Annotated in this window: 23 protein-coding genes; 9 read left to right on the top strand and 14 right to left on the bottom strand. The window is 68.1% G+C overall.

The window, feature by feature from the left end:
• A partial coding sequence (trmFO, locus tag ACFDTC_RS00230; RefSeq protein WP_375256842.1) for a methylenetetrahydrofolate--tRNA-(uracil(54)-C(5))-methyltransferase (FADH(2)-oxidizing) TrmFO occupies positions 1-740 on the top strand: 740 nt, incomplete at its 5' end.
• Between the two features lie 23 nt (positions 741-763).
• Positions 764-1,660: a tRNA glutamyl-Q(34) synthetase GluQRS gene (gene gluQRS / locus ACFDTC_RS00225; RefSeq protein ID WP_375256981.1), complete on the top strand. Its 897-nt coding sequence runs from the start codon at positions 764-766 to the stop codon at positions 1,658-1,660.
• Between the two features lie 37 nt (positions 1,661-1,697).
• Here gluQRS and hisI read toward each other — a convergent pair whose 3' ends face one another.
• Positions 1,698-2,072 (bottom strand): phosphoribosyl-AMP cyclohydrolase, encoded by a 375-nt coding sequence (gene hisI, locus ACFDTC_RS00220; protein ID WP_375256841.1) that lies wholly within the window; start codon positions 2,070-2,072, stop codon positions 1,698-1,700.
• A 66-nt stretch (positions 2,073-2,138) separates the two neighbouring features.
• Between hisI and ACFDTC_RS00215 the strand changes: the two genes are divergently transcribed.
• The gene (locus ACFDTC_RS00215) at positions 2,139-2,594 is read left to right on the top strand and encodes an iron-sulfur cluster assembly scaffold protein (protein WP_375256980.1); all 456 of its coding nucleotides are present in this window, start codon (positions 2,139-2,141) and stop codon (positions 2,592-2,594) included.
• Between the two features lie 148 nt (positions 2,595-2,742).
• Here ACFDTC_RS00215 and ACFDTC_RS00210 read toward each other — a convergent pair whose 3' ends face one another.
• The 5 genes from ACFDTC_RS00210 to ACFDTC_RS00190 all read right to left on the bottom strand — a co-directional run bounded on the left by ACFDTC_RS00210 (position 2,743) and on the right by ACFDTC_RS00190 (position 8,365).
• Positions 2,743-2,865 (bottom strand): hypothetical protein, encoded by a 123-nt coding sequence (locus ACFDTC_RS00210; RefSeq protein WP_375256840.1) that lies wholly within the window; start codon positions 2,863-2,865, stop codon positions 2,743-2,745.
• Between the two features lie 130 nt (positions 2,866-2,995).
• A complete protein-coding gene (recG, locus tag ACFDTC_RS00205) occupies positions 2,996-5,086 on the bottom strand; it encodes an ATP-dependent DNA helicase RecG (protein WP_375256839.1) in 2,091 nt (696 codons plus the stop codon).
• Complete coding sequence (gene ligA, locus ACFDTC_RS00200; RefSeq protein ID WP_375256838.1) at positions 5,083-7,197, bottom strand: NAD-dependent DNA ligase LigA; 2,115 nt, start codon at positions 7,195-7,197, stop codon at positions 5,083-5,085. Before ligA ends, recG begins: the two co-directional genes overlap by 4 nt.
• Positions 7,198-7,274: 77 nt before the next feature.
• Positions 7,275-7,991 (bottom strand): response regulator transcription factor CtrA, encoded by a 717-nt coding sequence (gene ctrA / locus ACFDTC_RS00195; protein ID WP_375256837.1) that lies wholly within the window; start codon positions 7,989-7,991, stop codon positions 7,275-7,277.
• Between the two features lie 95 nt (positions 7,992-8,086).
• On the bottom strand, positions 8,087-8,365 hold the full coding sequence (locus ACFDTC_RS00190; RefSeq protein ID WP_375256836.1) for a DUF1153 domain-containing protein: 279 nt from the start codon (positions 8,363-8,365) through the stop codon (positions 8,087-8,089).
• Positions 8,366-8,488: 123 nt separating this feature from the next.
• Here ACFDTC_RS00190 and mnmA point away from each other — a divergent pair, with 123 nt between their 5' ends.
• Entirely contained in the window at positions 8,489-9,631 is a 1,143-nt protein-coding gene (mnmA, locus tag ACFDTC_RS00185; protein ID WP_375256835.1) for a tRNA 2-thiouridine(34) synthase MnmA, read from the top strand.
• Positions 9,632-9,640: 9 nt separating this feature from the next.
• Here mnmA and ccmE read toward each other — a convergent pair whose 3' ends face one another.
• The 5 genes from ccmE to ACFDTC_RS00160 form a co-directional block, all read right to left on the bottom strand.
• Positions 9,641-10,096 carry a cytochrome c maturation protein CcmE gene (gene ccmE / locus ACFDTC_RS00180; protein ID WP_375256834.1) on the bottom strand — a complete coding sequence of 152 codons (456 nt, stop codon included), beginning with the start codon at positions 10,094-10,096 and terminating at the stop codon, positions 9,641-9,643.
• Positions 10,097-10,343: 247 nt separating this feature from the next.
• On the bottom strand, positions 10,344-11,372 hold the full coding sequence (gene argC / locus ACFDTC_RS00175; protein ID WP_375256833.1) for an N-acetyl-gamma-glutamyl-phosphate reductase: 1,029 nt from the start codon (positions 11,370-11,372) through the stop codon (positions 10,344-10,346).
• A gap of 48 nt (positions 11,373-11,420) precedes the next feature.
• Positions 11,421-12,233 (bottom strand): glutamate racemase, encoded by an 813-nt coding sequence (gene murI, locus ACFDTC_RS00170; protein ID WP_375256832.1) that lies wholly within the window; start codon positions 12,231-12,233, stop codon positions 11,421-11,423.
• Positions 12,234-12,249: 16 nt separating this feature from the next.
• Positions 12,250-13,155 (bottom strand): lysophospholipid acyltransferase family protein, encoded by a 906-nt coding sequence (locus ACFDTC_RS00165; protein WP_375256979.1) that lies wholly within the window; start codon positions 13,153-13,155, stop codon positions 12,250-12,252.
• Positions 13,156-13,231: 76 nt separating this feature from the next.
• Positions 13,232-16,648, bottom strand: a complete 3,417-nt coding sequence (locus tag ACFDTC_RS00160; RefSeq protein WP_375256831.1) for an indolepyruvate ferredoxin oxidoreductase family protein — start codon at positions 16,646-16,648, stop codon at positions 13,232-13,234.
• Positions 16,649-16,825: 177 nt separating this feature from the next.
• Here ACFDTC_RS00160 and ACFDTC_RS00155 point away from each other — a divergent pair, with 177 nt between their 5' ends.
• The 3 genes from ACFDTC_RS00155 (at position 16,826) to ACFDTC_RS00145 (ending at position 21,012) form a co-directional block, all read left to right on the top strand.
• A complete protein-coding gene (locus ACFDTC_RS00155; RefSeq protein WP_375256978.1) occupies positions 16,826-17,731 on the top strand; it encodes a LysR family transcriptional regulator in 906 nt (301 codons plus the stop codon).
• A gap of 341 nt (positions 17,732-18,072) precedes the next feature.
• Entirely contained in the window at positions 18,073-20,232 is a 2,160-nt protein-coding gene (gene purL, locus ACFDTC_RS00150) for a phosphoribosylformylglycinamidine synthase subunit PurL (protein WP_375256830.1), read from the top strand.
• A 93-nt stretch (positions 20,233-20,325) separates the two neighbouring features.
• Positions 20,326-21,012, top strand: coding sequence for a M48 family metallopeptidase (locus ACFDTC_RS00145; RefSeq protein WP_375256829.1), 687 nt, complete (start codon positions 20,326-20,328; stop codon positions 21,010-21,012).
• Here ACFDTC_RS00145 and ACFDTC_RS00140 read toward each other — a convergent pair.
• Positions 21,009-22,145, bottom strand: a complete 1,137-nt coding sequence (locus tag ACFDTC_RS00140; protein ID WP_375256828.1) for a hypothetical protein — start codon at positions 22,143-22,145, stop codon at positions 21,009-21,011. The two genes, ACFDTC_RS00145 and ACFDTC_RS00140, sit on opposite strands and share 4 nt — an antisense overlap.
• A 5-nt stretch (positions 22,146-22,150) precedes the next feature.
• Entirely contained in the window at positions 22,151-22,930 is a 780-nt protein-coding gene (locus ACFDTC_RS00135; protein WP_375256827.1) for an SDR family oxidoreductase, read from the bottom strand.
• Positions 22,931-23,002: 72 nt separating this feature from the next.
• Here ACFDTC_RS00135 and ACFDTC_RS00130 point away from each other — a divergent pair, with 72 nt between their 5' ends.
• Both ACFDTC_RS00130 and ACFDTC_RS00125 read left to right on the top strand, forming a co-directional pair.
• On the top strand, positions 23,003-24,037 hold the full coding sequence (locus tag ACFDTC_RS00130) for a Hint domain-containing protein (protein ID WP_375256826.1): 1,035 nt from the start codon (positions 23,003-23,005) through the stop codon (positions 24,035-24,037).
• Positions 24,038-24,111: 74 nt separating this feature from the next.
• Complete coding sequence (locus ACFDTC_RS00125; protein ID WP_375256825.1) at positions 24,112-25,719, top strand: peptide chain release factor 3; 1,608 nt, start codon at positions 24,112-24,114, stop codon at positions 25,717-25,719.
• 33 nt (positions 25,720-25,752) lie between these two features.
• Here the strand turns inward: ACFDTC_RS00125 and ACFDTC_RS00120 are convergent, their stop codons facing one another.
• Complete coding sequence (locus ACFDTC_RS00120) at positions 25,753-26,115, bottom strand: glyoxalase superfamily protein (RefSeq protein WP_375256824.1); 363 nt, start codon at positions 26,113-26,115, stop codon at positions 25,753-25,755.
• Between the last annotated feature and the right edge of the window lie 88 nt (positions 26,116-26,203).

The raw sequence follows: 26,203 nt of genomic DNA, 5'->3' as shown, positions 1-26,203 counted from the left end.
TCATCGACGCGCTGCTGGCCGCCGACAAGACCGAGTTCCACGAAGGCGAGACCGCGGGCTACTTCGACGGCTGCCTGCCGATCGAGGTCATGGCGGAACGCGGCCGCGAGACCTTGCGCCACGGTCCGATGAAGCCGGTGGGCCTGACCAATCCGCACGATCCCGAGACCAAGCCGTGGGCGGTCGTCCAGCTGCGCCGCGACAACGCGCTCGGCACGCTCTACAACATCGTCGGCTTCCAGACGAAAATGAAATACGGCGCGCAGAAGGACGTGTTCCGCATGATCCCCGGCTTGGAAGAGGCGAATTTCGCGCGTCTGGGCGGCATCCACCGCAACACGTTCCTGAACTCGCCAACGCTGCTCGACGACCGCATGCGGCTGCGCACGCGTCCGAACATCCGCTTCGCGGGCCAGGTGACCGGCGTCGAAGGCTACGTCGAATCCGCGGCGATGGGTCTGGTGGCGGGCCGGATGGCCGCGTCCGAGATCCTTGGCCGCGACCTGCCGATTGTACCGCAGGATACCGCGCACGGCGCCCTGATCCACCACATCAGCGGCGGCGCCGAGGCGAAGTCCTTTCAGCCGATGAACGTGAACTTCGGCCTGTTCCGGCCGCTCGACGGCATCCGCGGCGGGCGCCGGGGCCGTCGCGACCGGTACAAGGCGTACACCGATCGCGCCAAGGCCGCATGGGCCGAGTGGCTTCAGTCCCAGCAGGCGGCTCAGGCGGCCGAGTGACGACGGACGGCGCCGAACGCGGCATGGCGGGCTTACGCGCGCCGAACGGACGGCTCGTGACCCGGTTCGCGCCCTCGCCTACAGGCCCCTTGCATCTGGGCCACGCCTATTCGGCGTGGGTTGCGCACGATCTGGCGCGCGCCAACGGCGGGCGATTCCTGCTGCGGATCGAGGATATCGACCGGACGCGCTCGAGTCCCGCGTGGGAGAGCGCCATCTACGAATATCTCGCCTGGCTCGGGATACACTGGGATGCGCCGCCGATGCGCCAGTCGGACCGGCTGGATGCCTATGTCGATGCCTTGCGATGGCTGTGGCGCGAAGGATTGCTTTACGCCTGTTCGTGCACCAGACGGGATATCGCCGCGGCCGCAAGCGCGCCGCAGGAAGGTGCGGAACCGGCGCGCGGCCCGGACGGGATCGTCTACCCTGGCACCTGCCGGATCTTGCCCCGAACGCCGGATGCGCCGTTGCCGGAGAATACCGCCTTGCGGCTGGACATGCGCGCGGCACTGGACCGTCTGGGCCTGAGTACAATCCGCTTCGACGAGACCGACCAAGGATACATCCAGACGCGGACGCGCCCGGCCGAAGACCTGATCGACCAGGTCGGAGACGTCGTGCTGTCCCGTCGCGACTTTCCCGGAAGCTACCATCTGTCGGTCGTGCTCGACGACGGCGCGCAAGGTGTCACCCACGTGGTTCGCGGCGCGGATCTGCGCGATTCGACCTGGATCCACAGGGTTCTGCAGGATCTCTTCGGTCTGCCCGCCCCGGTCTACCTGCACCATCGCCTGATCCGCGATCCGGAGGGCCGCAGGCTTGCCAAGCGCGACGACGCCCGCGCGATCGCTGCCTACCGGGACGAGGGCCTTTCGCCGGGTGACCTGCGCAGCCTCGTCGGATTGTCGCAGGATTGACCGCCTCAACACGTCTTCGGGCGCCTGATCGTACCGGTCAGTCGCGTTCCGGCTTCATCAGTTCCGTCTCCTGCCCATCCCGAACCGCCGTGTAGAAACAGCTCTTGCGATTCGTGTGGCAGGCGGGCCCGGTCTGCCGAACGATCACGAGCAGGCAATCCCGGTCGCAATCGACGCGCAGATCGACAAGTTCCTGCACGTGGCCCGAGCTTTCGCCCTTGACCCAGAACGCAGCCCGCGACCGTGACCAGTACGTGACTCGACCCGTCTGCAGCGTACGCTCGACGGCGTCGACGTTCATCCACGCCATCATGAGAACGTCGCCCGTGCCGTCCTCCTGCGCGATGCAGGGGATGAGTCCGGCCGCGTCGTAGCGCAGCGTCGCCGGGTCGAATGTCTGATCGGTGTGCATGGGAAAAACCGTTTTGCTCTGGCGCTCGAACGCCTATCTATGGGTCACGCCGTCGAAGGGAAAGCCATGTCCGGGGACTCCGATCTCATCAAGCTCTATTCGGGTCGCATTCTCGAGCTTGCGGCCGGTATTCCGCATCTGGGCCGTCTGGACGACCCGCAGGCGACCGTCAAGAAACGCTCGCCGCTTTGCGGCTCGACCGTAACCGTCGATGTGGTGCTGGCCGATGGTCGGATCGCGGCGTTCGGGCAGGACGTGAAGGCCTGCGCGCTGGGTCAGGCCGCGGCGTCCGTGGTCGGATCGGCAATCATCGGGCGCAGCCCGAACGAACTGGACGCGGCCCGCGACGCGTTGCGCGCGGTGCTGAAGGAAGACGGACCCACGCCCGCGGCGCCCTTCGACGGGTTCGAGGTGCTGCGCCCGGCCGCCGCGTTCAAGAACCGTCACGCGTCGATCATGCTGTCGATCGAGGCCGCCGCCGAGGCCGCCCATCAGGCGGAAACCGCCAGCGAGCGCGCCTGAGGCAACTGAAAAAAACGCCGCTTCCGGGACAGGAAGCGGCGTCAGTGGCGTGTCGCCATGGAACGGACATTCGACGTCAGGCAGACAGGACGACCCGTGATCGCGCACCGGGACAGGATGCGCGAAGGGTGCGACACGCAGGCAAAACTCAGACGATCACGGGCAGATGCAGTGCCCCGTAGAAGATGACCGCAAGCGACAGGCCGCCCGCGACGTCGTTCCATAGGCCGGTGTCGCGGCGATCCAGTGCGGTCTTGACGGTGTGGTACATGGCATCCTCCGTGTTCGTTTCTCATTTGTTCCACTTTGTTCACGCATTGTAAAGAACTTTATGAGAACACTTGAGAACATACCATGTTCTCCCCAGGAACGTGATTGTGCAGAAGGGCGGCGCGCCGGGGTCAACCGACAGAGATCAGCCTGATGGCTTCGTCCTGTCGCATCAGCCAAAGCCACGTGCGCGCCGCCCGCCCCCGCTCCGTCTTCAGCTCGGGGTCGAGCTCCAGCAGACGGCGCGCGTCGCTTTGCGCCGTGGCCATCAGTCCGGCCTGACGTTCGAGATCGGCGATACGGAAGCGCGGTACGCCGGACTGGGCGACGCCGATGACATCCCCCGCGCCGCGCATTTCCAGGTCGACCTCGGCGATGCGAAAGCCGTCCTCGGTTTCGCGCAGCGTGGTCAGCCGGCGCATCCCGGCCTCGCCCAGCGGAGGGCGGTAGAGCAGCACGCAGGTCGACGCCGCCGTGCCGCGGCCGACCCGTCCGCGCAGCTGGTGCAATTGTGCAAGGCCGAACGCCTCGGCCCGCTCGATCACCATGATCGACGCGTTCGGCACGTTCACGCCCACCTCGATCACCGTCGTCGCGACCAGCAGGGCGGTGTTTCCCGCATTGAACCGGGCCATTGCCGCATCCTTGTCGGCGTGCGGCATCTGCCCGTGAACTAGCCCCACGGCATCTTCACCCAGGGCCGCGCGCAGATGGGCATAGCGCGCCTCGGCCGCGGCGAGGTCCGAGGTTTCGCTTTCCTCGACCAGCGGACAGACCCAATAGGCCTGCCGCCCTTCCGAAATCGCCCGGCGCAGATGGTCCACGACCTCGGTCATCCGCTCCTCCGAGATCAGCGCGGTCTGCACGGGTTGCCGCCCGGGCGGCTTCTCGTCGAGCACCGAGACGTCCATGTCGCCATATTGCGCCAGCGCGAGACTGCGGGGAATCGGCGTCGCCGTCATGACCAAGACGTCCGCCCCGTCGCCCTTGCGTCCCAATTCCATACGCTGACGGACGCCGAAGCGATGCTGCTCATCGACGATGGCCAAGCGCAGGTCCGCAAAGACCACGTCATCCTGAAAAACGGCATGGGTGCCCACGAGGATGTCGATCTCGCCGGCTTTGAGCGCTGCCAGTTTTCGAGCGCGTTCGGCTCCCTTGTCGCGGCCAGTCAGCAGCTCCAGGGTCACGCCCGCGGTCTGCGCCATCGGGGCGAGGCCATCGTAGTGCTGGCGCGCGAGGATCTCGGTCGGCGCCATCATCACGCCCTGCCCGCCGGCCTCTACCGCGTTGAGCAGCGCCAGCAGCGCGACAAGCGTCTTGCCGGATCCGACGTCTCCCTGAAGCAGGCGGTTCATGCGCTCGGGCCGCGCCATATCGGCGGTGATTTCCTCGAGCGCGCGCAGCTGCGCCCCGGTCGGCGAGAACTCGAGGGCGCCGCGCACGATCGTGCGCAAACGACCGTCACCTTGCGTGATCTTACCGGGACGGGTCCGGCGGGCGCGACGCGCCAGGGCAAGCGTCAATTGGTGGGCCAGCAATTCGTCATAGGCCAATCGCGCACGGTTCACGTCGGTCGGCGCAAGATTAACCGTGTGGTCGGGTGCGTGCGCCGCGGAGAGGGCATCGCGCCAACCGGGCCAACCCTCTTTCGCGACCAGCGCGGGATCGATCCACTCGGCCAGCTCCGGCGCCTTGGCCAGCGCATGGGCGACCGCCTTGGTCATTATCTTCTGCGTCACGCCTGCGGTCAGCGGGTAGACGGGTTCGAATTCCGGCATCGAACCGGCGTCCGCGGGATCGAGTACATGGTCCGGATGCGTCATCTGCGGCACGTTGTCGAACAGCTCGACGCGGCCCGACACCAACCGTCGGCTGCCTGGGGGCAGAAGCCGCATCAAGTATTCCGGCCGCGCGTGGAAATAGACGATCTGGAAGCGCATTGCGGCATCGTCGACCTCGATCCGGTAGGCGCCGCTGCGCTTGCGGGGCGGGCGATGCTGCCCCACCACGACCGGCACGGTCAGCGTCGCCGGCAGATCCGCGCCCCGGATCGTGTCACGCGGGCGCCGGTCGATCCCCGAATACGGCAGGGTGAACAGCAGGTCGCGGATCGCCTCGATCCCGGTCTGCGCCAGCGCCTGCGCCGTCTTCGGGCCGATGCCGTCCAGACTCTGGACCTCGGCGAAGAGCGGCCAGAGACGTTCGGGGCGTCCGCTCATCGGCCGACGAGGTCCAGCCACGCATCCTCATCGAGCACCGTCAGCCCAAGGTCACGGGCCTTCTTTTCCTTGCTGCCCGCTCCCGGCCCCGCCACCACGATGTCGGTCTTCGACGAGACTGAGCCGGACACCTTCGCCCCCAACGCCTCGGCCCGCGCCTTCGCCTCGGCCCGTGTCATCCGCTCGAGCGTGCCGGTGAAGACGATCGTCTTGTTGGCGACGGGCGAGTCCGCGACGTTGGGCGCCTCGGCCTCTTCGATCTCGAGCAGGGCGACCAGCCGGTCGATCACCGCGCGCTCGGCATCCTGGTTCATGGTCGCCACCAGCGATTGCGCCAGAACACGGCCCACGCCGTCGATCGACAGAAGCGCGTCCCAGGCGGGCCCCTCCATAAGCGCAGCGTCGACCATCGCGGTCTCGAACGCCTCCCATGTGCCGTAGGTCCGCGCCAGCAGCAGCGAGGCCTGTTCGCCCACATGGCGGATTCCCAGCGCGAAGATCAGCCGGCCCAGCGGGATCCGGCGACGCTCGCGGATCGAGCGGAACAGGTTCTCAGCCGATTTCTCGCCCCACCCCTCGCGGTTCTTCAACTGCTGCATGCCGCTGCCGAACCGGTCTTCGAGCGTGAAGATGTCGGCTGGCTCGGCGATCCAGCCGTCGGCGTAGAACTGTTCGACCTGCTTGGCGCCGAGGCCGTCGATGTCGAAGGCCGCGCGGGACACGAAATGCTTGAGGCGCTCGACCGCCTGCGCCGGGCAGATCAGCCCGCCCGAGCAACGGCGCACGGAATCGCCCGCCTCGCGGATCGCGTCGGACCCGCATTGCGGGCACAGGTGCGGGAAGTCGAACGGCTGCGCGTCCTTTGGCCGGCGCTCCAGATCGACATCCGCGATCTTCGGGATGACGTCCCCGGCGCGGTAGACCTGCACGAAGTCGCCGACACGGATGTCCTTGCCGTCGCGGATCGGCTCGCCCTTCGCGTCGCGGCCGGCGATGTAATCCTCGTTGTGCAATGTCGCGTTCGACACGACCACGCCGCCGACCGTCACCGGGCGCAGCCGCGCCACGGGCGACAGCGCACCCGTGCGCCCGACCTGGACGTCGATGCCGTCGAGCCAGGTCCAGGCAAGCTCGGCCGGGAACTTGTGGGCGATCGCCCAGCGGGGCGTGGTCGAGCGGAAGCCCAGCCGATCCTGCAGGTCGATCGCGTTCACCTTGTAGACGACGCCGTCGATGTCGTAGCCCAGCGTCGCCCGTTGCGCCTCGATCTCGACGTAGTGGCGCAGCATCGCGTCCACGTCCTCGACGACTTTCGTGAGCGGGTTCGTGCGGAACCCCAGCTGCGCCAACCGCTCGATCGCGGCCATCTGCGTGTCGGCGAGGCGCGCCGACAACGCGCCCCAGGAATACGCGAAGTATTTCAGCGGACGGCCGCGAGTCACCTCGGGGTCGAGCTGGCGCAGGCTGCCGGCGGCGGCGTTGCGTGGATTGGCGAAGGTGCGCGCCGATTTCTCGGCCTGGCGGAGGTTGAGCGCTTCGAAATCGGCATGGCTCATGTAGACCTCGCCGCGTACTTCGAGCAGGTCGGGCGCGCCGTCGATCCGGTCGGGAATGTCGTCGATCATCACGGCGTTGGCCGTGACGTTTTCGCCCACCGCCCCGTCGCCACGGGTCGCGGCCTGCACAAGGCGGCCGTTCTCGTAGCGCAGCGAAAGCGAGAGACCGTCGATCTTGGGTTCGGCCGTGTAGCTCAGCGGTTCGTCCGGGCCGAAGCCGAGGTACCGGCGCACGCCCTTGTCGAAATCCTGCAATTCCTCGTCCGAGAACGCGTTTGACAGCGACATCATGCGGATCGCATGGCGCACCTTCGCGAAGCCTTCGGAGGGCGCCGCGCCGACCCGGTCGCTGGGACTGTCGTCGCGCCTGAGCGCGGGAAAGTGCGCCTCGATCTCGGCGTTGCGCCGCTTCAGGCGGTCGTATTCGGCGTCGGAAAGAACGGGGGCGTCGTCACCGTGATACGCCTGATCCGCGCGCGCCAATTCGTGCGCGAGCCGCGCAAGTTCTTCGCTGGCCTCGGCTTCGGTCAGCGCGGCGATCGCCTTTTTCGCCATGAACGCGTCCTCTCTCGGTCATCGACCGAGTGATAGGTCCCGTCCGGGGGGAAATCCAGCGCCGCGATCGACCGAAATCAGCCGTTCACCGCCACGCGGGCCGGATCGTCGACGGCAGGCTCGGGATCCCGCAGGACGTAGCCGCGGCCCCACACCGTCTCGATGTAGTTGCTGTCGCCGGTGGCCTCGGAAAGCTTCTTGCGCAGCTTGCAGATGAAGACATCGATGATCTTAAGCTCGGGCTCGTCCATGCCGCCGTAGAGATGGTTGAGGAACATCTCCTTGGTCAGCGTCGTGCCCTTGCGCAGGCTGAGAAGCTCGAGCATCTGGTACTCCTTGCCGGTCAGGTGCACGGCCTTGCCGCTGACCTCGACCGTCTTGGCGTCCAGGTTGACCGCGACCTTGCCGGTCCGGATGATTGACTGGGAATGCCCCTTCGAGCGCCGGATGATCGCATGGATGCGCGCGATCAGCTCGTCCCGGTGGAAGGGTTTGGTCAGGTAATCGTCGGCGCCGAAGCCGAAGCCCTTGATCTTGCTCTCCGTCTCGTCCTCGCCCGACAGGATCAGGATCGGCGTCTCGATCCGCGCGACGCGCAGCTGGCGCAGCACCTCGTACCCGTTCAGGTCGGGCAGGTTCAGATCGAGGAGGATGAGGTCGTAATCGTACAGCTTCGCAAGATCGACCCCCTCTTCGCCAAGATCGGTCGTGTAGACGTTCAGGTTGGCGTGCCCGAGCATCAGTTCGATGCTCTTGGCGGTGGTGGGATCATCCTCGACCAACAGGATGCGCATGGGCTGTCTCCAGTCATTATGTCACGAGCTGAGATTAACCTGTCGGAAAATAGTTAACACCACCTTACCATAATGCCTAGAATGGTAAATCCAACCTATGGTTGACGAAATTTCTGGATCCGCGTCGTTTTCAACGCCTCTTCCCCGTGCTGGGTGGCGGCGCGCAGCCAGTGCGACAGCTCTTCCTCGCTCAGCGCATAGCGTTCCATGGCCTGTTCGACCGACAGCAATCCGTATTGGACCGCCTTTACCACGGCCGCCTTGCGCGAGGCGACCCAGCGTTTGGTATCGGCTGCCGGAAGATCGGCGCGCGTCAAGAAGGTGCCGTCAGGCAGCTTGACCGCGCGGGGACCGTCGACCTTCTTGAGAAACATGACCAAAACCCCACTCCGTTTACCGGGGTCCTTGATTTCACAACGCACTTAACGGCGCCTGAACCGACACCTTGAGAAAGCTTCGGATTTTCTTATATTCCGCCCAACTTCCGGAGAATGCCCATGCCCCTCGACGCAAGCCCGCTCAACTCGCTCGGCCTGCCCAAAGCTCCTTCCGACACCCGCGTGGTCGTCGCCATGTCCGGCGGCGTCGACAGTTCCGTCGTGGCCGCGATGCTGAAGGAGGAAGGCTACGACGTGGTCGGCGTCACGCTGCAGCTTTACGATCACGGTGCGGCGCTGGCCAAGAAGGGCGCGTGCTGCGCCGGCCTCGACATCCACGACGCGCGCCGCGTGGCCGACGAGATGGGATTCCCGCACTACGTGCTCGACTACGAGAACATCTTCCGAGAGGCGGTGATCGACGAATTCGCCGACAGCTACCTGGGCGGTGCCACGCCGGTGCCCTGCATCCGCTGCAACGAACGGGTGAAGTTCAAGGACCTGCTGCAGACAGCCCGCGATCTCGATGCCGATTGCATGGCGACCGGGCACTATATCCAGCGCAAGGCCGGCCCCGGCGGGGCCGAGCTGCACCGTGCTGCCGATTCCAACCGCGACCAGAGCTATTTCCTGTTCTCGACGACGCAGGAGCAGCTGGATTTCCTGCGCTTCCCGCTGGGCCACCTGCCGTCCAAGGACGACACGCGCCGGCTGGCCGCGCGCTACGGCTTGAGCGTGGCGGACAAGCCAGACAGCCAGGACATCTGCTTCGTGCCGAACGGCGATTATGCCTCGGTGATCGAGAAGCTGCGCCCGGGCGCGGCAGAGCCGGGCGACATCGTCGATCCCGAGGGGCGCGTGCTGGGTCAGCATCGCGGGGTGATCCACTACACGATCGGGCAGCGCCGCGGTCTCGGCATCGGCGGGCTGAGCGATCCGCTCTACGTGGTGAAGCTCGACGTCGAGAATCGCCGCGTGATCGTCGGCCCGAAGGAGATGCTCGCCACACGGACGATTCCGGTGCGCGAGATCAACTGGCTGGGCGACGAACCGCTGACCTCGCGGGCGGAATGGCACCTGTCGGTCAAGGTCCGCTCGACCCGTCCGCCGCGCGAGGCGGTGCTGCGGCCGATTTCCGAGACCGAGGCCGAGGTCGAGCTGTTGACCCCCGAGGAAGGCGTGAGCGCGGGCCAGGCCTGCGTGTTCTACGATCCCGAGGGCACGCGCATCTTCGGTGGCGGGTGGATCTGGCGCGGCAAGTAAGCCGCGCCGTCAGCTGCCGGGGGCGGGCTCCACGTAGGTGCCCTGCTCCTTCAGCGCGTCGATGACTTCCTTGGGCATGTAGGTCTCGTCATGGCGGGCGAGGATCTCGGACGCCTCGAAGACGCCGTCCACGTAGCGGCCGGTACCGACCATGCCCTGGTTCTCGCCAAAGAGGTCGGGCAGCACGCCCGAGAAGACCACCGGGACCGAGGCGCCGCCGTCGGTCACGTTGAAGCGGATCCGCTCGCCGTCGCCGCGGACCAGGCTGCCTTCCTCGACCAGCCCGCCGATGCGGAAGGTTTCAGCTGCCGCGGGCGGTTCGGCCATCACCTGGCTGGGCGAGCGGAAGAAGTTGATCCCGTCCTGCATCGCGTAGCCGATCAGCGCGGTCGAGCCCATCAGGGCCACGGCCGCGAGGGCGACGATCTGGATCCGGCGCTTCTTCTTCAAGGATGTGAGTGCCATGGCTCCCCCGGATGGTCCTGGGCAGGATATAGGGACTCGGGGGGTTTGCGGAAGCCCTGCCCGCCGCGGCGGTCAATTTGCCGCCCCGGCGACCCAGCCGAAATGGGCCGGATTCGGGTGTCCCACGATGGGACATGCAGGCGCCCGAAGGAAATCAATGACTTGCAGGGACGGGTTTACCTGTTGGCAACCTTTGTCCCGCAAAGGCCGGCCGCGACGGGCATGCCGCGGCCGGTTCGAAGACCGCTTACGGGAAGCAGGGCGCCAGCAGTAGGCCGGCGGTTTCCGGGCATCCCAGCATCAGGTTGGCGTTCTGCAGCGCCTGGCCGGACGAGCCCTTGCACAGGTTGTCGAGCGCCGCGACCACGTTGCATTTCCCGTCGATCCGGTCGGCCACCACGCCGATATGGCAGAAGTTCGAGCCGCGCACGTGGTGGGTCGACGGCGTCTCGCCCATCGGCAGGACGGTGATGAACGGCTCATCCGCGTAGGCCTGCGACAGCGCGGCGTGGACCGCGCGCGCGTCGCCGGTCAGGTAGGCGGTGGCGAGGATGCCGCGGTTGAACGGCGCCAGGTGCGGCGTGAAGCGGATGCGCACCTCGCGGTCCGCAAGGGCGCTGAACTCCTGGTCGAACTCGCCCAGGTGGCGGTGCGTGCCGCCGACCGAATAGGCGTTCGTGCCCTCGGACAGTTCGGCGTGCAGCAGGTTTTCCTTGAGGCTGCGGCCCGCGCCCGACACGCCGCAGGCCAGATCGAGGATGATGTCGTCGAGGTCGACCGCGCCGGCCTTGATCAGCGGGCGCAGGATGTACTGCCCGGTCGCGGCGTTGCAGCCGGTGCCGGCGACCAGGCGCGCGGCGGCGATCTCGTCGCGGTAGAACTCGGTCAGGCCATAGACCGCCTCGGCCTGAAGCTCGGGCGCGGCGTGATCGTTGCCGTACCATTTCTTGTAGGCGGCTGGGTCGCGCAGCCGGAAATCGGCCGACAGGTCGACGATCTTCAGCCCCTCGGGCAGCCTCGCGATCACCTCCTGGCTCGTCTTGTGCGGCAGGGCGCAGAAGCACAGGTCGATGCCGTCGAAATCGATCTCTTCCCAGGTCACGAGATCGGGCAGGTCGAGGTGGCGCAGGTGCGGAAACACCGCCGACAGCGGCTGCCCGGCCTTGGAATTCGCGGCGAGCGCCGTGATTCGCATCTCGGGATGGGTGGCCAGCAGGCGGATCAGCTCGGCCCCGGTATAGCCGGAGGCGCCGATGATGGCGATGGAATGGGTCATGGGATTGCTCCTGGACTGGATGCGATGGGGAAAGGTCGGTGGGCCGCGTCAGGCGGCGGCGAAGTCGATCTTTCGTCGCAGGAATTGCGTCGCGCGCTGCGAGACCTTGAGCGGGTTGCCGGTGGTCAGGAACCCCGACTCGGCCCCCTGCCCCAGCATGTTCGGGTGGCGCGTCAGGTAGTCGGCCAGCGATTCGGCCACCAGGTTCGCCTGGCTGTAGACCGAGACGTCCGGCCCCAGCGCGTCCTGGAAGATCTCCTGCATCAGCGGGTAATGCGTGCAGCCGAGGATCGCCGCCTCGGGGTGGGGCATCTTGCGCTTGAGCGCGTCCACGTGGCTGCGCACCAGCGCCTCGGCCAGGATCATGTCGCCGTCCTCGATCGCGTCGACGAGACCGCCGCAGGCCTGCGCCTCGACATCGACGCCGATGGCGCGGAATGCCAGTTCGCGCTGGAAGGCGCGGCTGCGCACGGTGGCGGGCGTGGCGAACAGGGCCACGTGCTTCACGGCGACCTCGCGCGGGGGAGAATTGTCACCCCATTGCCGTTCGGTCAGCGCCTCGATCAGCGGTACGAAGACGCCGAGCACGCGCTTGTCGCGCGGCACCCATGTTTCCTGCATGCGGCGCAGGGCGGCGGCGCTGGCGGTGTTGCAGGCGAGGATCACCAGGTCGCAGCCGGCGGCGAACAGCCGTTCGGTGGCGGCGACGGTGAGCGCGTGGATATCGTCTGCCTCGCGCACGCCGTAGGGGGCGTTGCGGCTGTCGGCGTAGTAGACGAAGGGCACGTCGGGCAGACGCCGCGCCACCGCGTCCAGCACGGTCAGGCCGCCCAGCCCCGAATCGAATACGCCTACCGCCATTGTACCCCTCGCGCGTTCAGTAGCGCCGACGGACCTCTTGCCCGGGGCGCAGGTGCCGCGTCTCGAACTCGAATCCGTAATCGGTCGAGCGCAACGGCACCGGTGACAGCGCATAGGTGGTTTGTCGCAGGAAATCCATCATCTCGCGCGAATCCCGCGCGCGTGCGTCGATCGCCGCCCGCGGGATCGGTTCGCCGATGGCGACGCGCACGGGTGTATCGACACGCTTGCGGAATTCCTGGATCAGCAGGCCCATGCGCAGCGTGACGTGCAGGTGCGAGGCGAGCTGGAACAGGCGCGAGGTGTGGCCGTCGAAATAGATCGGCACCACGGTCGCGTCCGACTTGGCGATCATGCGCGCGGTGAAGGCGCGCCAGCCCGGGTCCATCGGGTGCGCGAAGGGGCGCACCGCGGTCGAGACGGTGCCGCCGGGAAAGACGCCGACGCAGCCGCCCTGCCCCAGATAGTCGAGCGCGGCGCGCCGCGTCTCGATGTTGCGCTGGGCGGCGTCCTTGGTGTCGTCGAAATCGACCGGCAGCACGATGCGCTCGAGCTCTTGCGCCTTGCGGAAGACGCGATGCGCGAGGATGCGGAAATCGCCGCGCGCGACCGACAGGATGTGGCCCAGCATCAGCCCGTCGAGGATGCCGTAGGGGTGGTTCGCGATGACGATCAGCGGGCCGGTGGCGGGCAGGTTCGCGAGGCTGCCCGCCACGATCTCGAGCTGCAGGCCGTAGCGTTCGACCATCACCTGCCAGAAGTCGCGGCCGCCGGCAATCTCGGTCTCGTAGCCACGGGCGCGGCGTATGAGGCCGACGCGTCCGGTGGCGTTCTCCATCAGGCGGATGAGCGCGCGTCCGCCCCGGGTCGAGGCGGAGTAGCTGTAAGAGATGTCGCGCGCGGCGTGGCCCGGTGCGGGCATCGGGACGGATCGTCTGGGCATGGTCCGTCCTTGTGCCGCAGCTTCGTGACGCTGGCGTGACGCTAGGGCGGCGGGGTTATTCCGCCGCCTTCGCCATGCCGACACCACCCTGCCGCAGCACGGCGAGGATCTCCTCGCGCCGCTTCTCGGCCTTGGCGGCGTTGGTCTCCTTCACCGGGCCGAAGCCGCGGATCGACAGCGGCAGCTCGGCCAGCGCGATCAGCGCGTCGCGGGTTTCGGGGCGCGCCTTGGGCAGCCACTCGGCCATGTCCGCTTCGTACTGCTCGATCAGCGCGCGCTCCATCCGGCGCTCGGCGCTGCGGCCGAACGGGTCGAGCGGCGTGCCGCGCAGCACCTTCATCGGCGCGAGCAGGCGGAAGGCGGTCAGCATGCGCGGCCCGAAGGGTTTCTTGACCGGGCGCCCGTCCGAGCCGGTCTTCGACATCACCGGCGGGGCGAGGTGGAAGGTCATCCTGAATTCGCCGTCGAACTGTTCGCGGGCCTTGGCGCGGCTGTCGAGATGCAGGCGCGCGACCTCGTATTCGTCCTTGTAGGCCAGCACCTTGTGGTATCCCTTGGCGACCGCCTCGCGCAGGGCGGGATCGTCGATGCCGTCGACCAGCGCGCGGTAGCGTTTCGCCAGCCGCCGGCCCTGGTATTTCTTCAGGTGATCGGCGCGGAAGGCGATGCGGTCTTCTGTGGTCTTCGGCTTCTCGACCACGGTCGGCGTCAGGACGCGGGCGGCGTCCTCGGGGTGCAGCGCGGCCCAGCGGCCCAGCTCGAAGGCGCGCAGATTGCCCTCGACCGCGGCGCCGTTGAGGCGGATCGCCTCGGCGATGGCCTCGTAGGTCAGCGGGACGAGACCGCCCTGCCAGGCGGCGCCGAGGATCATCATGTTCGAGAAGATCGAATCGCCCAGCGTGGCGCGGGCGAGCTCGGAGGCGTCGAACATCGTCAGGCGGTCCTTGACCTTCGCCTCGATCGACAGGCGCAGGCGGTCGGTGGGGATGGTGAACTCGGTGTCGCGGGTGAAGTCGCCGGTGATGATCTCGTGGCTGTTGACCACGGCGCCGCCGGTGCCGGGGCGCATCAGGCCCAGCGTCTTGGCGCCGGCGCTGACCACGAGGTCGCCGCCGATCAGGGCGTCGCCCTCGCCGGTGGCGACGCGCACGGCGCTGATGTCCGCGGGCTTCTCGGCGAGGCGCAGGTGGATGTGCACGGCGCCGCCCTTCTGGGCGAGGCCCGCCATCTCCATCATCGCGGCGCCCTTGCCGTCGATCTGGGCGGCCTGCGCCAGCACGGCGCCGATGGTCACGACGCCGGTGCCGCCGACGCCGGTGACGATCACGTTCCAGCTGGATTGTATCGCCGGAAGCGTGGGCAGCGGCATGTCGGGCAGCGTCACGTCGGTGGTGGCGGACTTCTTCGGGCTTGCCCCCTCAAGCGTGAGGAACGACGGGCAAAAGCCCTTGAGGCAAGAGAAATCCTTGTTGCAGCTCGACTGGTCGATCGCGCGCTTGCGGCCCAGCTCGGTCTCGACCGGCACGATCGAGACACAGTTGGATTGTACCCCGCAATCGCCGCAGCCCTCGCAGACATCGGTGTTGATGAACACGCGCTTGTCGGGATCGGGGAACTGCTTGCGCTTGCGGCGGCGGCGCTTCTCGGCGGCGCAGGTCTGGATGTAGACGATGGCCGACACGCCCTCGATCTGCGCGCAGCGCTTCTGCACGGCCTCCATTTCCGAGCGTTCGAGGATCTCGACCTCGCGCGGGTAGTCGGCGCGCTCGACCGGTTCCTTTTCGTCGTGCACGACGAAGACGGTGCCGACGCCCATGGCGCGCAACTCGGCCACGATACGCTGGGGCGAAAGCCCGCCCTCGTTCGGCTGGCCGCCGGTCATGGCGACGGCGTCGTTGTAGAGGATCTTGTAGGTGATGTTGGTGCCCTGGGCGAGCGCTGCGCGGATCGCCAGCACGCCCGAGTGATTGTACGTCCCGTCGCCGAGGTTCTGGAACACGTGGCCGCGGGTCGAGAACGGCGCCTCGCCCACCCAGTTGACGCCCTCGCCACCCATGTGGGTGAAGCCGGTCGTCTCGCGGTCCATCCATTGTACCATGTAATGGCAGCCGATGCCGGCATAGGCGCGCGAGCCCTCGGGCACCTTGGTCGAGGTGTTGTGCGGGCAGCCCGAGCAGAAATAGGGCAGCCGCGCGGCCAGCTCCTCGGAATTGTCGGCCTTCTGCGCGTCCTCGATCTGCTGCAGGCCTGCCTTGACGCGGTCGGTGCCGCGGCCCTCCTCGATCAGGATGTCGCCCAGCTTGCGCGCGATCCAGACCGGGTCGAGCGCGCCGCGCGTGGGGAACAATTCCTCGCGGTGCATGCCGCCGGCGCCGCCCTTGTACCAACCGTAGACGCGGTAGCGGTTGTCGTCGAACAGCGCCTCCTTGATCTGGATCTCGATCAGCTTGCGCTTTTCCTCGACCACCACGATCAGGTCGAGCCCCTCGGCCCAGTCGTGGAAGCCCTGCATGTCCAGCGGGAAGGTCTGCCCGACCTTGTAGGTGGTGATGCCCAGCCGTTCGCACGCGGCCTCGTCGAGGCCCAGCAGCGACATGGCGTGCACGAGGTCCAGCCAGTTCTTGCCCGCCGAGACGAAGCCGATCTTGGCGCCCGCCTTGCCGTGCATGCGCTTGTCCATGCCGTTGGCGCGGCTGAACGCCTCGGCGGCGTAGCGCTTGTAGTCGATCATCCGCGCCTCTTGCGCGTGCGGCGTGTCGCCCAAGCGGATGTTCAGCCCGCCTTCGGGCATGGCGAAATCGGGGGTGACGATCTGCATCCGGTCGGGCCGGCCGTCGACGACGGCGGTCGCCTCGATCGTGTCCTTCATGGTCTTGAGGCCGACCCAGAGCCCGGAAAAGCGGGACAAAGCGTATCCATACACGCCGTAATCCAGGATCTCCTGCACGCCCGCGGGCGATACAATCGGCATGTAGGCGTCGATCAGCGCCCATTCGGACTGGTGCAAGACGGTCGAGCTTTCGCCGGTGTGGTCGTCGCCCATCGCCACCAGCACGCCGCCGTGCTTCGACGAGCCGGCCATGTTGGCGTGCTTGAACACGTCGCCCGACCGGTCGACGCCCGGGCCCTTGCCGTACCACAGGCCGAAGACGCCGTCGTGCTTGCCCTCGCCGCGCAGCTCGGCCTGCTGGCTGCCCCAGAGCGCGGTCGCGGCGAGATCCTCGTTCAGCCCCTCGCGGAACAGCACGTCGGCGGCCTCGAGGTGCTTCTTGGCGCGGGTCATCTGCAGGTCGACCGCGCCCAGCGGAGAGCCGCGATACCCGGTGACGTAACCGGCCGTGTCGAGCCCGGCCGCGACGTCGCGCGCCTTTTGCATCAGCATGAGACGCACGAGCGCCTGCGTGCCGTTCAGAAGGACCGTGTCCTTGGTCAGGTCGAAGCGGTCGTTCAGCGAAATCTGCGGTTTGCTCATCTGCGTTCTCCCTGCGCCCGGATGCGCGCCGTTGTCGGTATTTTAACATGAAATTTAGGTCATAATATCTGACCTGCATAGAAATTTCTGGTGCATTCACGGCATTGTTGCGTAAACGGGGCCACACATCGCCGGGCGTTTCGTTTCGCCGGGCTCAGCATGAAAAAAGTTGCGAACATGGACTGGGACAAGCTTCGAATCTTTCACGCGGTCGCCGACGTCGGCAGCCTGACCCATGCGGGAGATACGCTGCACCTGTCGCAATCGGCGGTGTCGCGGCAGATTCGCGCGCTCGAGGAGATGCTGAACACCACCCTGTTCCACCGCCACGCGCGGGGGCTGATTCTGACCGAACAGGGCGAGCTGCTGTTCGATGCCACGCAGGCGATGATGAAACGCGTCGAGGCCGCCACCGCGCGCATCCGCGACAGCGAGGAAGAGGTCTTCGGCGAGTTGAAGGTGACGACCACGCACGGCTTCGGCGTGCTGTGGCTGGCGCCGCGGCTGGCCAAATTGTACGAGAAGTTCCCCGACCTGAAGATCGACCTGATGCTGGAAGAGCGCGTGCTCGACCTGCCCATGCGCGAGGCCGACGTGGCGATCCGCATGAAGGAGCCCAGCCAGGCCGACCTGATCCGCAAGCGGCTGATGAGCATCCGGATGCGGCTCTACGCGACGCCGGAATACCTGGCCGACCGGGGCGAGCCGAAGACGCCCGCCGATCTGGCAAGTCATCGTCTGATCTGCCAGAATCCGCGTTCGGCCCAGGTGACGGCGGGCCTGAACCTGGTGCAGCAGCTGCTGACCTTCGACATCCAGTCGATGCTGACGGTGAACAACTACTTCGGCGTGCTGCAGGCGGTGCTGTCCAATCTCGGGATCGGCGTGCTGCCCGACTACATCATCGAGGACTTCCCGTCGGTCGTGCGGGTGCTGCCGGACGTCGAGTCGGTCGAGGTGCCCGTCTTCCTCGCCTACCCCGAGGAGTTGCGGCAATCCAAGCGCGTGTCGGCCTTCCGCGACTTCGTGCAGGAGGAGATCATCGCGCACCGCAAATCGCGCAAGGCAATGGGCGCCGATTGATCCGATTCTGCACGTCTAAGGCGAAAAGATTGTGTGGTATGCACAACACGCATGGCGGCCATGCCACACCGGCAGGCGGATTTGCCTTGATCGTATACGGAGCGATGGCATATCCGGCATATGAACGATGAAGCGCTGATTTGTGCATCATCTTCATACCTCCCTGTTGGACTTCGGCCGAGCTTTGTGCTCGGCCTTTTTTTCGCGCATTGGTTGTGTGCGGCGCTGTGCCCGGGATCGGGGCGTGCAGCGCGCGTGAGGGTTGGTCTTTCCACGGCGGCGGGCTTGGCTTAGAGAACGCGCGACGCGACCCAAGGCCCGACTTCAAGGACTGTGCCCGCATGACCGAACCGGCCATCACCGATACGCTGATCGACGCGCACGGGATCCGACCCGAGGAATACGCGAGGATCCTGGACCTGCTCGGCCGCGCGCCCAGCTTCACCGAGCTGGGGATCTTCTCGGCCATGTGGAACGAGCATTGTTCCTACAAGTCGTCCAAGATCCACCTGCGCAAGCTGCCGACGTCCGGCCCGCAGGTGATCTGCGGCCCCGGCGAGAACGCGGGCGTGGTCGATATCGGCGACGGGCAGGCCGTGGTCTTCAAGATGGAGAGCCACAACCACCCCAGCTACATCGAGCCTCACCAGGGCGCCGCGACCGGCGTGGGCGGCATCCTGCGCGACGTCTTCACCATGGGCGCGCGGCCCGTGGCGGCGATGAACGCGCTGAGCTTCGGCCTGCCCGAGCATCCGCGCACCCGGCGGCTGGTGCACGGCGTGGTGGAAGGCATCGGCGGCTACGGCAACGCCTTCGGCGTGCCCACGGTCGGCGGCGAGGTGCGCTTCGACGCGGCCTACAACGGCAACTGCCTAGTGAACGCCTTCGCGGCCGGGATCGCGGACGTGGACAAGATCTTCTACTCGGCGGCGTCGGGCGTCGGCCGGCCGGTGGTGTATCTCGGCGCGCGGACGGGCCGCGACGGCGTCGGCGGCGCGACCATGGCCAGCGCCGAGTTCGACGACTCGATCGAGGAAAAGCGCCCCACGGTTCAGGTGGGCGACCCGTTCACCGAAAAGCGCCTGATGGAGGCGTGCCTCGAGCTGATGGCGACGGGGGCCGTGATTTCGATCCAGGATATGGGAGCCGCGGGGCTGACCTGCTCGGCCGTCGAGATGGGCGACAAGGGCGACCTGGGCGTGAGGCTGGACCTCGACCGCGTGCCCTGCCGCGAGACCGGCATGACCGCCTACGAGATGATGCTGTCCGAAAGCCAGGAGCGCATGCTCATGGTGCTGGACCCCGCGCACGAGGAAGCCGCGCGCGCCGTCTTCGACAAGTGGGACCTCGACTTCGCCATCGTGGGCGAGACGATCGCCGAGGACCGCTTCATCGTCATGCATGACGGCAAGGTCATGGCCGACCTGCCGCTGAAGGCGCTGTCTGGCACGGCGCCCGAATACGACCGGCCGTGGGTGCCGACGCCGCCCGCGTCGCCGCTGCAGGACGTGCCGCAGGTCGAGGCGATCGAGTCGCTGAAGACGCTGCTGGCCAGCCCCAACCATTGCTCGCGCGCCTGGATCTACGAACAGTACGACAGCCAGGTCATGGCCGACACGGTGCGCGGACCGGGCTACGGCGCCGGCGTGATCCGGGTGCACGGCACCGACAAGATGCTGGCCTTCACCTCGGACGTGACACCGCGCTACGTGGCGGCGAACCCGGTCGAGGGCGGCAAGCAGGCGGTGGCCGAGGCGTTCCGCAACCTGGTCGCGGTGGGCGCGCGGCCGCTGGCCACGACCGACAACCTCAACTTCGGCAACCCGGAAAAGCCCGCGATCATGGGCCAGTTCGTGGGCGCGCTGGACGGGATCGGCCAGGCGTGCACCGCGCTCGACATGCCGATCGTGTCGGGCAACGTGTCGCTTTACAACGAGACCGACGGCAGCGCGATCCTGCCCACGCCGACCATCGGCGCGGTCGGCCTGATCAAGGCGGGCGAGACGCCGATCCTTGGCCTGCCGCGCGAGGGCGACGTGGCGCTGCTGCTGGGCGAGACGACGGGACACCTGGGCCAGTCGGCGCTGCTGGCCGACGCGCTGGGCCGGACCGATGGCGACGCGCCCCCGGTGGACCTGGCGGCCGAGCGGCGCAACGGCGACTTCGTGCTGGCGCACCGCGACTGGATCGGCGCCTGCACCGACCTGTCGGATGGCGGCCTCGCGATGGCGGCGTTCGAGATGGCCGCGGCCGCGGGCCTCGGCGTGCGGATCGACGTGGACGACACCGCGCACTTGTTCGGCGAGGACCAGGCGCGCTACCTGATCGCCTGCGGCTTCGACGCGGCCGAGGCGCTGATGGTCAAGGCCGGGCAAGAGGGCGTGCCGCTGGCGGCGGTGGGCCGCTTCGGCGGCGACGCGGTGCGGCTGGGCGGCGCCGAGGCGCCGCTGGCCGAGTTGCTGGCGCTGCACCGCGAGGCCTTCGCGCACACCTTCGGCTGATCGCGTTCCGGTGGCGGGCGCGGCGTCCGGCGTGACGCCGCGCCGCGCATCGCCGCGCTTGGCGAAGGCGTGCCGGCGCCCCATATTCAGGGCATGCTGAAGTTCACCCCGATCCTGCTGGCCATCCTCTACGCCGTCGCGATGTACCGCTTCTCGGCGTGGCGCACCGCGCGCGAGCTCGACCAACGCTCGACCGAGCTGGCCGATCCGCGGCTGAATAAGCTGACCGACCGGATGGCGGCGGCGCTGGATCTGAAGCGTATCCGCGTCAACGTCTACGAGATCGACCCGGTGAACGGGCTGGCCGCGCCCGACGGGCGCATCTTCATCACGCGCGGTTTCTTCCGCAAGTATCAGAACGGCGAAGTCTCGGCCGAGGAGATGGCGAGCGTCATCGCGCACGAGCTGGGGCACGTCGCCCTGGGCCATTCGCGGCGGCGGATGATCGACTTTTCCGGCCAGAACGCGCTGCGCACGGCGCTGGCGATGGTTCTGTCGCGGTTCCTGCCGGGCATCGGCATCTGGATCGCCAACGGGCTGATGTCGCTGCTGGCCGCGCGGCTGTCCCGCTCGGACGAGTACGAGGCGGACGAATACGCCGCCGCCCTGCTGACCAAGGCGGGCATCGGGGTCGAGCCGCAGAAATCGCTGTTCCGCAAGCTCGAGGCGCTGACAAGTTCGCGCGGCGGCGCGGTGCCCGCCTGGCTGATGTCGCACCCCAAGACCGAGGACCGCATCGCCGCGCTGGAAAAGCACCAGCATCGCTGGCAGGTCGACTAGGCGCGAAGCTCGAACCCGGCGCTGGCGACGTCGGCGCCGTTGACCTGGATCACCAGCGTGTGCGGGCCGGGATGCAGGCGGAACGTGGTGGCGTTGCCCTTCAGCGGGTGCGTCTTTTCCAGCGTCAGGGGCTTTTCGGGCACGATCCGCGTCGTTTTCAGCTTGAAGACCTTCTCGGCCGGGCGACCGGGCCGCGCGAAACCGATGCGGTAGTCGACCAGCACCGGCAGAGGCGCGTCGGCTGCTAGCGTCACCGAAAAACGCAACGCCGCGCCGATGCGCGGCTTGGGCGTCTCGAGGCGCAAGTCGGCCCGCACCGCGCCGGAGCGGTAGCCCAGATGCGCCAGCGCCTCCGCGTCGCCACGCTTGACCGCGCCGCGCAGGGCGTGGCGCGTGATCCAGTCCATCTCGGCCGGTCGCTGCCGGCCCTCGGAGCGCCAGCGGCCCAGCCGGTCCAGCACCGCCCGCGGGTGGCGCCGGGTGAGGTCGTTGAGATGGTTCGCGACCGAGCGGGTGACGAAGCGCGTGGGATCGGCATGCAGCCGGTCGAGCAGCGGCAGCGGCGCCGCCGGGTCGATGCTCACGGCGCGCCCCCAGGGCAGGCGCGGGCGCGTGCCCTCGGACACCAGCCGGCGCACGTGGTAATGCGGATCCTCGACCCAGTCGGTCATGCGCGACAGCGTCCGGTCGGGCCAGCGGTTCAGGAACGGCCGGATCGCGTATTCCATCGAGAAGCGCCGAGTCGCCGCGTGCAGCAGGTCGAGCGCGCGGTCGGGGTGGTCGAGCCCGTGCCGCGCCGCCAGCACGCCATGGACCGCGTGGATGAAGCGCCCGAAATCGTCGTCGCCGCGCGCCGGGTCCAGCGGCGGCGGCATCGCCGCCTCGAGCGCGTCGGCCATGGCGGGGAAGTCGCGCGGCAGCTGCGCCTGCAGCCCGTCGGCCAGATGGTCGAGCCGCGCCATCAACGGCAGCGCGCCGAGGCCCGGCAGCGTGTCGCTCAGGAATCGCTCGGGGTCGAAGCCCGGCAGGACGGCGAAGTCGCGGGCCAGATCGCCGACGCTGTCCGCGTTGAACAGCTGGTCGGCCAGCGACCGCCCCTGCCCCGCGCCGGCGGCGTCAGGCCCGCGCGCCATGGCGCCTAGAAGGTCGCATTGATGCCGCCGCCGTCCAGCAGCACGTTCTGGCCCACCATGAAGCCCACGCGCTGCGAACACAGGAAGGCGCACATGGCGCCGAAATCCTCGGCCGAGCCATAGCGGCGGGCGGGCAGCGTGGCGCGGCGCCGGGCGCGCGCCTCGTCGAGCGTGATGCCCTCGCGCTCGGCCACGCCGCCGTCGAGCTGGTCGGCGCGGTCGGTGGCGTGGATGCCGGGCAGCAGGTTGTTCACGATCACGCCATGCGGGGCGACCTGCCGCGCGGTGCCGGCGACGTAGCCCGTGAGGCCCGCGCGGGCCGAGTTCGAGAGGCCCAGCTGCGCGATCGGCCCCTTGACCGACTGGCTGGTGATGTTGACCACCCGGCCCCAGCCGCGCTCGATCATCGGGGGCATCAGCGCGGTCATCAGCGCGATCGGCGTGAGCATGTTGGCATCCAGCGCCGCGATGAAATCGTCGCGCGTCCAGTCCTGCCACATCCCCGGCGGGGGCCCACCTGCGTTGGTGACCAGGATGTCGATCTCGCCCGCCGCGTCCAGCACCCGCGCGCGGCCATCCTCGGACGTGATGTCGGCGGCCACGGTGGTCACCTGCACCTGGTGGCGGTCGCGGATCGCCTGTGCGGTGGCGTCGAGCGCCTCGGCGCCGCGGGCGTTCAGCACCAGGTCGACGCCGGCCTCGGCCAGCGCCTCGGCGCAGCCGCGCCCCAGTCCCTTGGACGAGGCGCAGACCAGCGCGCGTTTTCCACGAATGCCCAGATCCATGCGGCTCTCCTGTCGTTGCCTGTGCCGGCGAAAGGCCGGATGCGCGGCCATAAGATGCCACATTCCAATGACATGCAAACCCCATACGACGACCGGGACGGAGCGATCACGATGACGGGCGCAACGGGGGCCGCGCAGGGGCTGATGGTTCTGCCGGGCGCGGCACTGCGCGTGGTCGACGGTGCGAACCTGGGCGATACGCTGGCGCCAGCATCGGAGATGCAGCCCTGCGACGTCTACCGGCTGGACCCCGCGCTGGCCGCGCCGGGCGCGCTGCGGGTCCTTGGCGCGCCGCCCTTCGTGGTGGCCGAGGATAGCCCCGTCGGCCAACCCCGCGGGTGCGTGCATCTGGATTGCTGCGCCACTATGATGGCGACCGACGGCGCGACGGTCGAGATGCTGGTGCTGGTCGAGACGGACGCGGCGGGCCTGCTGGTCGCGGTCCACGCCCTGCCGCTGGGGGATCTGCACCCGGGGCGCGACTACGCGCTGATCGGCACCGACGGCGACGCGCTGGCGCGCTATGCCCGCGCGGCCTGCATGTCCTTCACGCGCGGCACGCGCATCGCGCTGGCCGGCGGCGCGCAGGTTCCGGTCGAGGCACTGGCGCCCGGCGACCGCATCCTGACCCGCGACGATGGCCCGCAGCCGCTGCGCTGGATCGGCCACCACACGGTGCGCGCCACCGGGGCCTTCGCGCCGATCCGCATCCGCGCGGGCACGCTTCACAACGCGGGCGACCTGACCGTCAGCCCGGACCACCGGCTGCTGGTCTACCAGCGGCGCGACGCGCTGGGCGCCGGCCGGGCCGAGGTGATGGTCCGCGCCCGCCAGCTGGTCAACGGCGACAGCGTCGCGCGGATCGAGGGCGGCTTCGTCGACTATTTCCAGATGCTCTTCGACCGGCACCAGATCGTCTACGCCGAGGGCATCGCCGCGGAATCCATGCTGGTCGACGACCGCACCGGCGCGGCCCTGCCCGACGCGGCCGAACCCGCCCTGCTGCTGCCCGCGCACGGCCAAAGCACGGCGCCCGCGCTCGACCTCGGCGAGGCCGCCCTGGCCCCGGACGCGGCCGACCTGTTGCGCCGCGCCTCGCTGGGCTGAGCGACGCGCATGCGCCTTGCCACGGCGCGGCGCGCCCGCTTGCCAAGCCATGCGGGCGGGCCTATCACGCAGCCATGCTCGACACGCCCAACAACCGCCCCGACCTGCCGGCCGAAATCGCCCGGCGCCGGACGTTCGCCATCATCTCGCACCCCGACGCGGGCAAGACCACGCTGACGGAAAAGTTCCTGCTGTACGGCGGTGCGATCCAGATGGCGGGCCAGGTCCGCGCCAAGGGCGAGGCGCGGCGCACGCGGTCGGACTTCATGCAGATGGAGAAGGACCGCGGCATCTCGGTCTCGGCCTCGGCGATGTCGTTCGACTTCCGCAAGTACCGCTTCAACCTGGTGGACACGCCGGGGCACAGCGACTTTTCCGAGGACACCTACCGCACGCTGACGGCGGTGGACGCCGCGATCATGGTGATCGACGGCGCCAAGGGCGTGGAAAGCCAGACCCGCAAGCTTTTCGAGGTCTGCCGTCTGCGCGACCTGCCGATCCTGACCTTCTGCAACAAGATGGACCGCGAGGCGCGCGACACGTTCGAGATCATCGACGAGATCCAGGAGAACCTGGCGATCGACGTGACGCCCGCGTCCTGGCCCATCGGCATGGGCCGCGACTTCCTGGGCTGCTACGACATGCTCAACGACCGGCTGGAGCTGATGGACCGGGCCGATCGCAACAAGGTCGCCGAGACGGTCCGGCTGGAAGGCCTCGACGATCCGAAGATGGCCGAGCACGTGCCCGCCCACCTGCTCGACCAGCTGCGCGAGGAGGTCGAGATGGCGCGCGAACTGCTGCCCGCGCTCGACCCGCAATCGGTGCTGGAAGGGCACATGACGCCGATCTGGTTCGGCAGCGCGATCAACAGCTTCGGCGTGCAGGAGCTGATGAACGGCATCGCCACCTACGGCCCCGAGCCGCAACCCCAGGCCGCCACCCCGCGCCAGATCGCCCCCGAAGAGGACAAGGTCACCGGCTTCGTCTTCAAGGTGCAGGCGAACATGGACCCCAAGCACCGCGACCGGGTGGCCTTCGTGCGGCTCGCCTCAGGGCATTTCAACCGGGGCATGAAGCTGACGCATGTGCGCACGAAGAAGCCGATGACGGTCTCGGCGCCGGTGCTGTTCCTCGCGTCCGACCGCGAACTGGCCGAGGAAGCCTGGGCCGGCGACATCATCGGCATCCCGAACCACGGCCAGCTGCGCATCGGCGACACGTTGACCGAAGGCGAGGCGCTGAAGGTGACGGGTATTCCATCCTTCGCGCCGGAACTGCTGCAGTCGTGCCGCGCGGGCGATCCGATGAAGGCCAAGCACCTGGAAAAGGCGCTGATGCAGTTCGCCGAGGAAGGCGCCGCCAAAGTGTTCAAGCCCGCCTTCGGGTCGGGCTTCATCGTGGGCGTGGTCGGCGCGCTGCAGTTCGAGGTCCTGGGCAGCCGGATCGAGATGGAATACGGCCTGCCGGTGCGGTTCGAGCCGTCGCAGTTCACCAGCGCGCGCTGGGTGCACGGCCCCAAGGCGGCGGTCGATAAGCTGACCAACGCCAACAAGCAGCATATCGGCCACGACAACGACGGCGACATCGTCTTCCTGACGCGGCTGCAATGGGACATCGACCGCGTGGTGCGCGACTACCCCGAGGTGACGCTGTCGGCGACGAAGGAAATGCTGGTCTGACGCCGGTTCGCGACGCTTCCCTGCGGGCCGGGCCTATTCGCAGAAGCGGATACGGTTGCCGAACGGATCGGTGACCTCGACCTGAAGCCCCCAAGGCATCCGGTCGAGACCGGGACGGTTGTTCGCATAGGGGCGCGCGGTGATCTCGGCGTGAAAAGCCTCGATCCCGCTCATCCGAACGAAGGCCGTGCTGCCGGGCGTGGCGTCGCCGTGATGTTCGGACAGGTGCACCACGAAACCGGCGCGGCGCAGGCCCATGTAGAGCGGCAGGTCGGGCGCCGTGCGGTGCTCGAACTCCACCTCGAAGCCCAACCAGTCGATGTAGAACGCGCGGGCCTTCGCCTCGTCGAAACTGCGGAAGATCGGGGCGATCTCGCGAAAGGTTACCGGGACCATGTGCACGCTCGTTTGCTGCTCGGGGGCACTCTACGATGCACGCGCGGCTTGTCCAGACGATTGCGTCCGTCGCCGCGAGCACCCGACA

It is taken from the genome of Citreimonas sp., from assembly GCF_042096055.1.
GTDB lineage: Bacteria > Pseudomonadota > Alphaproteobacteria > Rhodobacterales > Rhodobacteraceae > Citreimonas.
This window is presented reverse-complemented; position numbering and strand designations above follow the sequence as displayed.